Source organism: Nonlabens xylanidelens (assembly GCF_002934445.1).
GTDB lineage: Bacteria > Bacteroidota > Bacteroidia > Flavobacteriales > Flavobacteriaceae > Nonlabens > Nonlabens xylanidelens.
Window position 1 is genome coordinate 111892 of record NZ_PTJE01000009.1, and the last position, 13064, is coordinate 124955.

15 protein-coding genes and 2 tRNA genes are annotated in these 13064 nt (G+C 35.4%); 9 read left to right on the forward strand and 8 right to left on the reverse strand.

The window, feature by feature from the left end; all coding sequences use genetic code 11:
* Window positions 1–161: 161 nt before the first annotated feature.
* The 4 genes from LY01_RS14320 to tgt form a co-directional block, all read right to left on the reverse strand.
* Window positions 162–1115: an acetyl-CoA carboxylase carboxyltransferase subunit alpha gene (locus LY01_RS14320; RefSeq protein WP_104516699.1), complete on the reverse strand. Its 954-nt coding sequence runs from the start codon at window positions 1113–1115 to the stop codon at window positions 162–164.
* Window positions 1116–1430: 315 nt separating this feature from the next.
* Window positions 1431–2330 carry a DMT family transporter gene (locus tag LY01_RS14325; protein WP_104516700.1) on the reverse strand — a complete coding sequence of 300 codons (900 nt, stop codon included), beginning with the start codon at window positions 2328–2330 and terminating at the stop codon, window positions 1431–1433.
* Window positions 2317–3387 (reverse strand): LptF/LptG family permease, encoded by a 1071-nt coding sequence (locus LY01_RS14330; RefSeq protein WP_104516701.1) that lies wholly within the window; start codon window positions 3385–3387, stop codon window positions 2317–2319. The genes LY01_RS14325 and LY01_RS14330 overlap by 14 nt, the downstream gene beginning before the upstream one ends.
* Entirely contained in the window at window positions 3387–4517 is a 1131-nt protein-coding gene (gene tgt / locus LY01_RS14335) for a tRNA guanosine(34) transglycosylase Tgt (RefSeq protein WP_104516702.1), read from the reverse strand. Before tgt ends, LY01_RS14330 begins: the two co-directional genes overlap by 1 nt.
* 247 nt (window positions 4518–4764) lie before the next feature.
* Between tgt and LY01_RS14340 the strand changes: the two genes are divergently transcribed.
* Together LY01_RS14340 and LY01_RS14345 are read left to right on the forward strand one after the other, a co-directional pair.
* The gene (locus LY01_RS14340; RefSeq protein WP_104516703.1) at window positions 4765–5610 is read left to right on the forward strand and encodes a transketolase; all 846 of its coding nucleotides are present in this window, start codon (window positions 4765–4767) and stop codon (window positions 5608–5610) included.
* A gap of 33 nt (window positions 5611–5643) precedes the next feature.
* A complete protein-coding gene (locus LY01_RS14345) occupies window positions 5644–6597 on the forward strand; it encodes a transketolase family protein (protein WP_104516704.1) in 954 nt (317 codons plus the stop codon).
* Window positions 6598–6666: 69 nt separating this feature from the next.
* Here the strand turns inward: LY01_RS14345 and LY01_RS14350 are convergent, their stop codons facing one another.
* Together LY01_RS14350 and LY01_RS14355 are read right to left on the reverse strand one after the other, a co-directional pair.
* Window positions 6667–7305, reverse strand: coding sequence for a hypothetical protein (locus tag LY01_RS14350; RefSeq protein WP_104516705.1), 639 nt, complete (start codon window positions 7303–7305; stop codon window positions 6667–6669).
* A 169-nt stretch (window positions 7306–7474) separates the two neighbouring features.
* Entirely contained in the window at window positions 7475–8650 is a 1176-nt protein-coding gene (locus tag LY01_RS14355) for an FKBP-type peptidyl-prolyl cis-trans isomerase (RefSeq protein ID WP_104516706.1), read from the reverse strand.
* A gap of 81 nt (window positions 8651–8731) precedes the next feature.
* Between LY01_RS14355 and LY01_RS14360 the strand changes: the two genes are divergently transcribed.
* The 3 genes from LY01_RS14360 to LY01_RS14370 are packed head-to-tail and all read left to right on the forward strand — an operon-like array spanning window position 8732 to window position 10181.
* The gene (locus LY01_RS14360; protein WP_104516707.1) at window positions 8732–9109 is read left to right on the forward strand and encodes an RNA-binding S4 domain-containing protein; all 378 of its coding nucleotides are present in this window, start codon (window positions 8732–8734) and stop codon (window positions 9107–9109) included.
* Window positions 9106–9687 (forward strand): class I SAM-dependent methyltransferase, encoded by a 582-nt coding sequence (locus LY01_RS14365; RefSeq protein ID WP_104516708.1) that lies wholly within the window; start codon window positions 9106–9108, stop codon window positions 9685–9687. Before LY01_RS14360 ends, LY01_RS14365 begins: the two co-directional genes overlap by 4 nt.
* Window positions 9684–10181, forward strand: coding sequence for a phosphoribosyltransferase family protein (locus tag LY01_RS14370; RefSeq protein WP_104516709.1), 498 nt, complete (start codon window positions 9684–9686; stop codon window positions 10179–10181). The genes LY01_RS14365 and LY01_RS14370 overlap by 4 nt, the downstream gene beginning before the upstream one ends.
* On the opposite strand, the gene LY01_RS14375 is transcribed toward LY01_RS14370, so the two are convergent.
* Window positions 10173–10700, reverse strand: coding sequence for a shikimate kinase (locus LY01_RS14375; RefSeq protein ID WP_104516710.1), 528 nt, complete (start codon window positions 10698–10700; stop codon window positions 10173–10175). The genes LY01_RS14370 and LY01_RS14375 overlap by 9 nt on opposite strands.
* Window positions 10701–10803: 103 nt before the next feature.
* Here LY01_RS14375 and LY01_RS14380 point away from each other — a divergent pair.
* The 4 genes from LY01_RS14380 (at window position 10804) to LY01_RS15320 (ending at window position 12637) form a co-directional block, all read left to right on the forward strand.
* A tRNA-Lys gene (locus LY01_RS14380) sits at window positions 10804–10876 on the forward strand.
* Between the two features lie 51 nt (window positions 10877–10927).
* Window positions 10928–11010: transfer RNA gene (locus tag LY01_RS14385), tRNA-Leu, on the forward strand.
* 532 nt (window positions 11011–11542) lie between these two features.
* Complete coding sequence (locus tag LY01_RS14395) at window positions 11543–11845, forward strand: transposase (protein ID WP_245890758.1); 303 nt, start codon at window positions 11543–11545, stop codon at window positions 11843–11845.
* A 291-nt stretch (window positions 11846–12136) separates the two neighbouring features.
* Window positions 12137–12637, forward strand: coding sequence for a DDE-type integrase/transposase/recombinase (locus LY01_RS15320; RefSeq protein ID WP_245890759.1), 501 nt, complete (start codon window positions 12137–12139; stop codon window positions 12635–12637).
* Between the two features lie 208 nt (window positions 12638–12845).
* Here LY01_RS15320 and LY01_RS14405 read toward each other — a convergent pair.
* The coding region (locus LY01_RS14405; RefSeq protein ID WP_146080445.1) for a transposase at window positions 12846–13064 on the reverse strand (219 nt) is incomplete at its 5' end.

The window sequence follows — 13064 nt, forward strand, 5'->3', positions numbered from 1 at the left end:
AACTTCACTACTACCAAAAAATAATTATTGATTTATAATACGCTTGTTAAGTTGATAAGTCTTTTAACTTTAAAATTAAAAACAAGCGGTTAAAAAAGCTACAAAATTATAGATATAACTTTGTAGCTTTATGATATAATATGGTTTTGTAAAAGGAAGGATTATCCTTTATAAACACCCATGTTTGCATATTTATCCATACGACTATCTACTAGTTCTTTTGAATCTAGATCTTTAAGGTCGTCGTACTGTCTAAGAATACAGTCTGCAACAGATTTAAATATAGTCTCTCTATCTTTATGCGCTCCTCCTTGTGGCTCGCGTAAGATCTCATCTACTAGCTTCAACTTTTTCATATCAGTTGATGTCAGTTTAAGAGCATCGGCAGCTTTTTCTTTGTATTCCCAGCTTCTCCATAAAATAGAAGAACAAGATTCTGGTGAGATTACAGAGTACCATGTATTTTCTAACATGACTACTTTATCACCTACACCTATACCTAGTGCTCCACCACTTGCACCTTCACCTATAATCATAACGATAATAGGTACTTTAAGGCGTGTCATTTCAAGAATATTTCTAGCAATAGCCTCACCTTGACCGCGCTCTTCAGCTTCTAGACCTGGATAAGCTCCTGGAGTGTCCACTAATGCTACGACAGGCACACCAAATTTTTCGGCACTTTTCATTAATCTAAGTGCTTTGCGGTAACCTTCTGGATTTGCCATACCGAAGTTGCGGTACTGACGTGTCTTTGTGTTAAAACCTTTTTGCTGACCTATAAACATGAAACTTTGCTCGCCTATTTTACCTAGACCACCTATCATCGCTTTGTCATCTTTAACATTGCGATCACCGTGTAGTTCTAACCAGGTATCACCACATATAGCTTTTATGTAATCTAAGGTGTATGGACGGCTAGGATGACGTGACATTTGTACACGTTGCCATGCCGTAAGGTTAGCATATATATCTTTGCGAGTTGCTTTAAGCTTTTTCTCTATTTGTTTAATGGTTGCACTAACATCTACATCACTTTCCTGTCCTATCGCTAGTGTTTGCTGAAGCTTTTCTTCCAGCTCTTTAATCGGTAATTCAAATTCTAAATACTCCATATTAGGGAATTCATATTTTGGGTCAACAAATATAGTGATATGAGTTGAAGTATACGTCTAATTGATTTTGAAACTATACCTAATTCTAAAACAATCATGACTTCTACACTTTAAAACAACACACTAAAAAACTGATTTAAAGATATTTGAACTTCAAAACAACAACTTTTCAAAACGATATAAAATAGCAATGAATTCTTTACTTAAAACGGAATGACCCTAGATGAATAATTAAGCTCAATATTCACTAAACACGTAAAGTCTCCTACTATAAAAGAGTACTGCCTGCCTATGTCATTAAATAGGAAACAACATCTACTTCTTAGCTAGTCGTGTTTTCAATATTCCATTACTTATGATTACCGCTAGAATAACTAAGGCACCTATATAGAATTGTGGTGTCATTTCTTCAGAATCTCCTAGAATAAGATAGGCTAGAAAAATCCCATAAACCGGTTCTAAATTTGTGGTTAACATAACGGTATAAGCACTCAACACCTTCATCACTTTTACACTTGCTATAAAAGCATAAGCAGTACAAACTGAAGCTAGAATACCTAACCACAACCAGTCCATTTGAGTAAGTGCTGTAGGTAGTACAAAATCTACTGGCAAGAATATAAAAAAGGTAGAAAGCAATACCACACCGCTAGACAATTCATAAAATGATATCAACGATGGCGGATGATCCTTTGCCCATTTTACATTCATAATAGAAAATACAGCACTCAAAAAAGCACTTATTAATCCTAATATCATACCTGTTACATACTCCGTCTCTATCTGGAAAATATAATATAGTGCACCTATTATCACTGCTCCAAAAATAAGCTCGTACCACACAAATTTCTTAGAAGTAAATATAGGTTCTAGCAACGCTGTGAAAAACGCTCCCATACTCAGCATAGCCAGTGTTACAGAAACGTTAGATTCTTTTATTGCACCAAAGAAAGTAACCCAGTGCAATGCTATTACCACGCCTGCTAATAAGAAACCTAGAATACGTTTGCGCGGTAAAGCTCCTTTACCTACTAACTGTAATGGAATTTTTTTCCATTTCATATAGATAAATATGAGTGCTACTGCAATACTCATGCGCCACCATACTAGCGGTATAGACTCGATACTTATTAACGCACCTAATACTGCGGTAAAACCCCAAATAAATACTATAAGATGTAAGTGAAGGTAATTGAGTAATTTATCGTCTCGCATTTCTTATCAGGAAAAGTGCCACTATGGCAAAGAATATATTAGGAAACCATACGGCTATCCATGGATCAAAGGTACTTTTCTCTGCAATGGTACCGAATACCTTATCGAGAAAAACATAAGTCATCGCTATCACTATACCTATAGCAAGATTAATTCCCATACCACCACGCTTTTTAACAGATGACACTGCGACTGCTATTATGGTAAAAATAAAAGCACTTACCGGTATCGAGGTACGCTTGTACTTCTCTACATAGTAAATATTCATATTTGCATTACCGCGCTTTTCTTCTAACTCTATAAATTCATTAAGCTTTGCATACTGGTAGGTTTCCGCTATATATTCTGATGGTGTGAGTTCTGCAATGTCAAAATCAAAGAGCGTGTCTTTTTTCTGCTCACGTTCTATTTTCTCTCCATTTTCAAGAATGATTCTTTTCTTATATCCACTTAAAGTGTAGGTACTGTCTTTAAACTTTATACGGTTGGCATAGATTTTATACTTCAACTCATTTTCTTCAAAATGTTCCAGTGTAAAATCAAAACCTGTCTGACTAGAAGACTGGTAATTACTTACATAAATGTAATCGTTATCATTTATTTGCCTAAAAACATTGGTCGTTTTTTTATCACCACCACGTTTAAAGTATTTGTACTGAAACTCATTAAACCCTGCGGCAGAGTCTGGCACAAATACAGCACTAAAAATCAACGCACCCACACAGACTATACTCGCACCTATTATATAAGGACGTAAAAATCTATTAAACGAAACACCAGAACTTAAAAAGGCAATTATCTCTGTATTCATAGCCAGTTTTGATGTAAAAAACATGGTAGAAATAAAGAGGAATAAAGGAAATAAGAAATTAGAAAAATACACAGTAAAATCTAACAGATACACAAAAACCTCACCAGCAGGAACATCCTTACTTATGATTTTACCCACCTTTTCTGCAATATGCACTGTTACCATAATAGGTAAAAACAATGCCAGTAACAGCAAGAATGCACCTAAGTACCTTTTTAATATGTATTTATCTAATATACTTAACACTAGAGTCGGTTATCTAATTGTTTTACCATTTTATCCTTCCACGTAGAGAAATCTCCAGCAAGAATATGTTTGCGCGCCTCTCTCATTAACCATAAATAGAAAGAAAGATTGTGTATGGTACAAATTTGTCTACCTAGCATTTCATTAACCGTAAATAGATGACGCACATAAGCCTTAGTATAAGCCGTATCTACCCATGCATAATTTGCAGGATCTAGTGGAGAAAAATCTTCTTCCCACTTCTTGTTCTTCATATTCATAGTACCGTGAGCCGTAAAGATCATGCCATTACGACCATTACGAGTAGGCATTACACAATCAAACATATCTACACCTAATGCTACATTTTCTAATAGATTAATAGGCGTACCTACACCCATAAGGTAACGTGGCTTCTCTTTAGGTAAAATAGCAGTAACCACTTCAGTCATGGCATACATTTCTTCAGCAGGTTCACCTACAGAGAGTCCACCTATGGCGTTACCAAATTGCTCTGTTGCTGCGATAGCCTCGGCACTTTGCTTTCTTAAATCTATATAAGTACTACCTTGTACAATAGGGAAAAGCGTTTGCTTGTGTCCATAAAGATCTGGCGTCTCGTCAAAACGAGTAATACATCTCTTCAACCACCTATGAGTCATATGCATACTACGACGTGCATAATTATAATCACATGGATAAGGCGTACACTCATCAAAAGCCATGATAATATCTCCACCTATACTGCGCTGTATATCCATCGCACGCTCAGGAGTAAACGTATGGTAAGAACCATCGATGTGAGACTTAAACTTTACACCTTCTTCTTTTATCTTTCTATTAGAACTTAAAGAATACACCTGGTAACCACCAGAATCAGTTAGAATAGGTCTATCCCAATTCATAAACTTGTGCAGTCCACCAGCTTTTTCTAGAATATCAGTTCCTGGGCGCAAGTACAAGTGATATGTATTACCCAAAATAATATCTGGATTAATCTCTTGTTCTAGCTCGCGCTGGTGAACTCCTTTAACCGTACCTACCGTACCTACCGGCATGAATATAGGCGTCTCAATTTTCCCATGGTCAGTGTGGATTACTCCAGCTCTCGCCTGACTCTTTGGATCGTTTTGTAATAAATCAAATTTCATGAATGGCAAAGATACTATTTGTTAGTTATGAGTTAAGAATTAAGCGTTAAGAGTTTTTGATATGTTTCGCTTTCGCGAAAGCGAGAACAACATCCAGCCCATTCCCTACCTTATAACTAGCATACTTTTTACATATTTACGTACTATTGTTCACAAAACCTATCATATCGTTAATAACTGACCAAAGTATTAAACCATCTTATAAGTCAATAGTCTTATTTTTGAAGGATCATTTAAAAACTCCAAAATGGCTGATACACAGCACTTAAAAGATTTAGTAACGCAAGTACGTCGCGATATCGTTAGACAAGTACACGCCGTAAGTAGTGGACACCCAGGTGGATCGCTAGGTTGCACAGAATTTCTAGTAACTCTATACAACGAGGTTATGGATCACGACCCATCTTTTAACATGGATGGTGTTAATGAAGACTTATTCTTCTTATCAAACGGTCACATATCTCCAGTTTTCTATAGTGTATTAGCTCGCTCAGGATATTTCCCTGTAGAAGAGTTAAGTACTTTTAGAAAATTAAACACAAGATTGCAAGGTCACCCAACTACACATGAAGGTTTACCTGGTGTACGTATAGCAAGTGGCTCTTTAGGTCAAGGAATGAGTGTTGCTATAGGTGCAGCTGCTGTAAAGAAATTAAACGGTGACACAAAAACTGTCTTTACTTTACACGGTGATGGTGAATTACAAGAAGGTCAGATCTGGGAAGCTGCTATGTATGCTGCGGCAAACGATGTAGACAATCTTATTTCTACTATAGACGTTAATGGACAGCAAATAGACGGTAGCACAGACCAAGTACTGGCACTAGGCGATCTAAGAGATAAATTTGAAGCCTTTGGCTGGAAAGTAGTGACGGTTACAAAAGGTAACGATGTAGACGCTGTTCTTGCAGGTATAAAAGAAGCTCTTACTCTTACAGGTAAAAAGCAACCTATATGTATTTTATTACACACTGAAATGGGTAATGGAATAGACTTTATGATGGGATCTCATGCATGGCATGGAATTGCTCCTAATGACGAGCAACTTGCTGAGGCATTAAGACAGAATCCAGAAACCTTAGGCGACTATTAATTTAAAAGAGCATCTGCCCGGCAGATTTTAGATATGAAAATTTACGAAAACACAGGAAGTAAAGACACGAGATCCGGATTTGGAGATGGACTTACTGAACTAGGACAAAAAAACGAAAACGTAGTAGCACTTTGTGCAGACCTTACTGGATCGCTTAAAATGAATGCTTTTGCAAATAATCATCCAGAGCGTTTTTTCCAAGTAGGTATTGCTGAAGCTAACATGATGGGAATGGCAGCTGGTATGACTATAGGTGGTAAAATACCTTTTACTGGTACGTTTGCAAACTTTTCTACTGGTCGTGTATATGACCAGATCAGACAAAGTATCGCTTACTCTGACAAGAATGTAAAAATATGTGCTTCTCACTCTGGATTAACTCTAGGTGAAGATGGTGCAACACACCAGATTCTTGAAGACATAGGATTGATGAAAATGCTACCAGGCATGACAGTAATCAATACTTGTGATTATAACCAAACTAAAGCGGCAACTCTAGCTATCGCTGACCACCACGGACCTGTTTATTTAAGATTCGGTCGTCCTAAGGTAGCAAACTTTACTCCAGAAAACGGAGAGTTTAAAATAGGAAAAGCCGTTTTACTACAAGAAGGAACTGATGTAACTATTATCGCTACTGGACACTTAGTTTGGGAAGCGCTAGAAGCTACAAAAGCTCTTAATGAAAAAGGAATAAGCGCAGAGGTAATTAACATTCACACGATAAAACCTCTGGACGAAGAAGCTATAATCAAATCTGCTAAGAAAACAGGTTGCGTAGTGACTGCTGAAGAACACAATTTCTTAGGCGGTCTAGGTGAAAGTGTTGCGAGAACTTTATCTCTTAACCATCCTACTCCACAAGAATTTGTCGCGACTAACGATACCTTCGGTGAAAGTGGAACACCAGCACAATTACTAGAAAAATATGGCTTAAATGCTGAAAATATCGCTCTTAAAGCTGAAGCGGTAATTAAAAGAAAGTAATTTACTCACACTCATAAATCAAAAGAGTCTTTAATAACATATTAAAGACTCTTTTTTATTTAGCCTATTTTAAAAACGATAGGCTATTTTTGGAACTATAGAAAAAGAATTTAAATTTCTAGTAACAGCTCTCTCCATCTTAAATGGTGTGTATTGAACGTCCATAGAAAATTGCACCATAGAACTATCATTAAAGGTATGGTCCCAAGATAGACCAGGTGCTATCAATACAGAATTGATACTATCATAATCTAGCGCTTGCGTTCCTGCAGTTTCTAGCGGATCCACAAATATAGAAGCTATCCCTAGAGCAATACCCAAACCTAGCTTATCATTAGATTTTTGATAGATATACTTATTAAACTTTATATATCCGTTTATAACAGATGTAGCCTCTACCTCAAAATCCTCTATTCCATCTGTTATTAGAAAAAACTCTTTTTGCTGTGGTACAGCCAGCTGTATTCCTAATTCAAAAGATCTATTTCTTTTTGAATCTAGCACAACGTAAGCCAATTCAAACAGAGGTGAATTATCAATAAATTGAGATAACTCTCCATTGGGCAACCAATAACCTACACCTATTTTCAAAAACGAGTTTTCTAAAGAAGATTCGAGAGCATCAACCTCATCATAGTCATAATAATCTTGAGCAGATAAGGAACATGCAGCTAGTATAGCTATCGTAGTAATAAGAAATGCTTTCATAAGTTGTAATTTTATAATTCAAACTTATAGCGATAATCACATTTAAATTTGCAATAAATCAAACCTAAAGAAATATCATTTGCGAAAATCACAACTGAATTGACATAAAAAAAGGAGCTTCATGTAGAATGAAGCTCCTTTTTATAAAGTCTTTTATGAGAAGTATTCTCTATGAATCTGCATCTAGATAATCAGGGATACCATCACCATCAGAATCTAAAGCGTCATCTGGATTTCCATTACCATTAGGATCTGCATTTTCTAAAGCTGTAGGTATTCCATCACCATCATCGTCATCATCTAGATAATCTGGGATACCGTCTCCATCTGTATCTAGTGCATCGCTAGGATTACCATTACCATTAGGATCTGGACCTTCAAATCTATTCTGGATACCATCACCATCGATATCGATATTTACCTCATTAGAGTCTAAATAACCAGGTATTCCATCGCCATCAAGATCTTCAGCATCGCTAGGATCACCATCACCATTAGGATCTGGGTTCTCAAAAATAGTAGGCACTCCATCTCCATCATCATCTGCATCTAGATAGTTAAAACCACCTATTAAATCTTCATCAGTATTATCTCTATCGTCAGGAGATTGTAAATCTAAATCACCATCCAGATCTTCAAATCTTGAAAGAATACCATCACCATCATGATCAGACAAATTAACTTTTCTTAATTGGTAAGTAAAAATAATAGGAGAATAAGCAGGTATACCTGTAAGAGACGTACTAAAATAAGCCAATCCAGAAGGCATAAAAACTGCTCCTACTCCAGAGTCTGTAAAAGAAAAAGTACCATCAGCATTTGCTGTTATGGCAGTTGCCTCATTCAATTCTGACACACCAGCAGCAAATCCATCTACCACACCACCAAAGACACTTGCTCCAGGTAAATCAAACCATATAGAATTAGTAGATCCATCAAACACACTGTTATCCAATAACAACCCTTCATAAGAAACCAGCGTACTGTCTGCAAACGTAGGACTCAAAGCACCACCACCCTGACGTACGTTTAATGTAAAGTAAGTATAATCTATACCATCTCTAGTTAAAACCCTAGAGTTAACCTGGCTTGCAAGTGGCGTTTTACCAGCATTTACATCTGCTATAGTGTCAAATACTATATTAAAATCTGCACCTGCAGGGTTAGTTGCAAATTCTTCATAGTTATAAAAATGAGTATTTAAATACTCCTGCAATTCTGCAAGATCTTCTGTATACACCTCATTCCTATCTCTTATTACAACATCGTTATCATCGTCAGACCCACAAGAGACCAACACCATTCCTATTGCAAGAAAGGATAATAAATACTTAATTTTTTTCATCATCAATTTTTAAAGCGATCAAAGATAGTATTTTCAACTATTTTTGTAGTGATGTGATAACGTTTAATAACAAAGCTTCTTATGCGAGTAGACAAATATTTATGGAGTGTACGATACTATAAGACCAGAAGTAAAGCGACAGATGCCGCAAAAAAAGGTCGTATTAGAGTAAATGACTCTATTGTAAAACCTGCTAGAGATGTATATCCTGGCGACATTATTCAATTGCGTAAAGATCAAATAGAATATAAGGTAGAAGTACTAGATCTACCAGACGGCCGTGTGGGTAACAAGATTGTTAGCCTATATAGACTAGATCGTACGCCTCAAGAAAATTTTGATGCAAAGAAACTTATAGCCTTAAATCAGGATTACTACAGGATTAAAGGAGAAGGACGACCTACTAAAAAAGATCGTAGAGATCTTACTAATGTCTTGAACCAAGAGGAAGAAGAATGAAGCACGGTAAAATTTATTGGGAAAACAGATATAAGAACAACTCTACCGGTTGGGATCTAGGCCATCCATCTTTACCGCTTACCCATATTATAGATAATTTGCGTGACAAGAACAGTAAAATACTAATTCCTGGAGCTGGCAATTCTTATGAAGCGATTTATTTAATAGAATCAGGTTTTAAAAATGTTACCGTACTCGATATTGCTAGCCAGCCTTTAGAGTCGCTTAAAAAGAAGTTTTTACTTAATGATAACCTTAAAACGGTACAAGATGATTTCTTTCAACACACTGGGAAGTATGATCTAATATTAGAACAAACGTTCTTTTGTGCTTTGGAAACTCGCTTTCGCGAAAGCTATATAAAAAAATGTCATGATCTATTAAATGAGAATGGTCATGTAAAAGGTGTTCTATTTGATTTTGACTCTCAAAGAACGGAACCGCCATACACAGGAAATAAAGAAGAATATATCAAGTTGTTTGAGAAAAAATTTGATATCATTGAAATGAATAGATGCCAGACATCTGAAAATTCTAGAAAAGGAAAGGAACTCCTAATAAATATGAAAAAGAAATGATTAAAAATGAAATTCTAGACCATAATCAGGTACAACATAAAATAAGAAGAATTGCTTATCAAATAGCCGAAGTATATTTAAACCACGACCGCATCATACTAGCAGGAATAGTGGGCGGCGGTTATACATTTGCAAAAGAGCTTAAAAAGGCTCTATCTAAAATAATAGACACAGAAATTATTTTGTGCAAAGTAACCATAGATAAGACCAACCCACTTGCAGCTATTCAAACCAGTATACCTACTAGTGACTACGAGAACAAAGGAGTAATTATTTGTGATGACGTCCTGAATAGTGGTACTACCTTAATATATGCGGTAAAGCACTTCTTAAATGTACCACTAGATCGTTTAAAAACAGCTGTATTAGTAAATAGAAACCACAAAAAGTACCCAGTAAAAGCAGATTTTAAAGGCCTCTCTCTTTCTACTACTATAGAAGAACATATAGAGGTACAATTAGAAAAGAAGCCCTTTAGTGTGATGCTAGAATAAACTAGCCGCTATTTGCTGTGCAACTTCACTTGCAGTTTCTTCATCTACTTTTATTTTTAAACTGGCCTGATTATAAAATGGTCTACGTTCAAATAAATGCTTTCCTATAAATTCTAACATCTCTTCTTCAGAATTCACATTCTGTAGAAGAGGTCTTTGGTCTTTCTCTTTCATCAACCTATCAGATAATATAGGTATAGGAATATCTAAATAAACCGTCTTTACATCTTCTAGATTATTTAGAAAATTCATAGAATCAAAATAACATGGTGTACCACCACCTAATGATAAAACCATGTTTTTATCTAAACTCATCAATTTTTCTAAAACTTCTTTTTCCTTCTTTCTGAAGTAAATTGCACCTTTCGTCTGAAAAATTTCAGAAACTTTAATTTTTTCTTCTTTTTCTATTTCAAAATCTAAATCTAAGAAATCAAAAGAGATATCGCTTGCAAGATACTGACCTACAGTAGATTTGCCCGACCCCATATATCCTAATAAGATTATTTTAAACGCCATTTTTTATATTTTTCTAATTAAAAATAAGATTTTTTAAAAATAATCTAAAAAAAATTAGGTTGGAAGAAATAAAAAGCGGTATATTTGCAGCCGCTAACACGAAGATCTGGTAGCTCAGTTGGCAGAGCATCTCCCTTTTAAGGAGAGGGTCCTGGGTTCGAGCCCCAGCCAGATCACAACAATTGTTAACGAGAAAGTCCTTAATTTATTAAGGACTTTTTTTATTTACCTGGGTGCTGAAATTGGTAGACAGGCACGGTTGAGGGCCGTGTGTACTTTGTACGTGTGGGTTCAAGTCCCATTCCAGGTACTACAAAAACCACTTAAACATCTGTTTAAGTGGTTTTTGCGTTTTATTAAGTAACAAGATAGTAACAAAGATTATATATTTTAAATCAATCCTGTCCTAAATAAATAATAGGCACATCAAATCTAACCATTTTACTGGTTTGATTGTACATTTCCTTACAATTTCAAAAAAGAACCCCTTGTATATATTTGTTTGGCGGAGGTTGTTCTTTTGCAAATGGATTATCGAGCCATTTGTATAGGTCAACCTTTACGAATAGATTTAACCTTATAAAAGCAACTAGATTAGATAAGTACCAACCATGTTTTGCCTGTGTTTTCAATGCCTTTAATATTAGTATTGTAATTAGTGCGCTCCATATTTGTATCATAACTGCATTATGACTGGTTCCTATGAAAGATTTGATGTGTTACTGTTGTTTGATGTCTCTAAAAAATATTTCAACTTCCCATCTAGCCTTATAAAGCTCCTAGTTTAGCCCTTTATTAGTTCGGAGTGATATTTTAAATTTCAAAACTAATATATTTGAGATATGAAATACAAGAAATGGACATTAGAACAGAAGTTAGAGATACTTTCTGTATCGGAAGACATAGGAATTGTTGAAACCTGCCGTAAATACAGCGTTAGTACCGGTACTTTCTATAGTTGGAAAAAGAAGTTTGAGCACAAGGGAGAAGCTGGCTTAAAGGTTACATATGACACTAAAAGCAAGGAACTTAAAGCGGCTGAGGAAGAAAATCGTGTGTTACGAAAGTTACTAAGCGATAGAGACATCGAACTTGAGGTGCAACGAGAACTCTTAAAAAAAAGTTTGGGACATCAGATCCAATAAAAATTTAGTAGACGCTACTTGTAATAAACATAAGTGTAGTAAAACTAGTGTTATAAAGATGGTTGGTATTGTGCCAAGTAGTTATTACAAAGTACCAGTAATGGAAGAAAGGGAAACAAGCCATCGACACATACCTTTTATAAGAATAAAGGTTTGGTCTCACCAGAAGCTGTAGTAGTTGCTGTAAAAGATATTTTGAAGCACGAATTTATAGATTGTGGATACAGATTAATGACTAGTTATTTAACCAGGGATGGTTATACTATCAATCATAAAAAGCTATACAGGATTATGAAAGAAGAAGGTTTATTAAAGCTTGACCATAGAATAGACAGAAGTGGTTGTGGGCGTAAGTTTGCGAAGTTTAGAAAAGTTAACACCTCTAGACCTTTAGAGTGCTTAGAGATGGACATAAAAATGGTCTGGATACCAAGTGTGGGTAAAAATGCATATTTGCTCTCTGTTATTGATGTTCATACGCGTAGAATATTAAAGGACTATTTCTCTTTTAATATTAAACAAAACAATGTAATAGTACTATTATCTGAGTTGTTTGAAGACTACTATTATCCTGACAATGTGGTTATTAGAAGTGATAACGGAAGCCAATTTATAGCAAGAAAAGTACGTGAATATTTAGGTTTAATAGGAGTACAGCAAGAGTTTACACACATTGCAACACCAGAGGAGAATGCACATATTGAAGCCTATCACGGAATATTAAAAAAAGAAGTCTTTAGAAGGTTCGATTATCAATATTTTGGGGAAATAGAGCAGATACTAAAACGTTAGGTGAAATTTTATAACAATAGAAGGCTTCACGGCTTGTTGGGACGTATTACACCAATGGAAAAATGGAATGCAGATAAGCATCTTATTATAATGAAAGACACTATCCTGAAAAGTGTGCAAGTTAAAATAACTTGGGTTTGACTTTAATTAATATTTAGAGTTGAACCCTTTTATCATATATAGTTAAGAACTGATTAAGTATGATTCCCTAGTTTCTTACTGGCATAGACCATTTCTTAGTTGCTTCTCTGATTGCCAAATATACAGATTTCATAACAGCTTGATCTGTCCTGAAGGACAACTTGTTTTTGGTGTATTTACGTATTTTTCCATTAAGATTTTCGATAAGGTTTGTTGTATAGATGATTTTTCTGATCTCGATTGGGAACTCAAAGAACACGGTAAGCTCATCCCAGTTGTTCTGCCA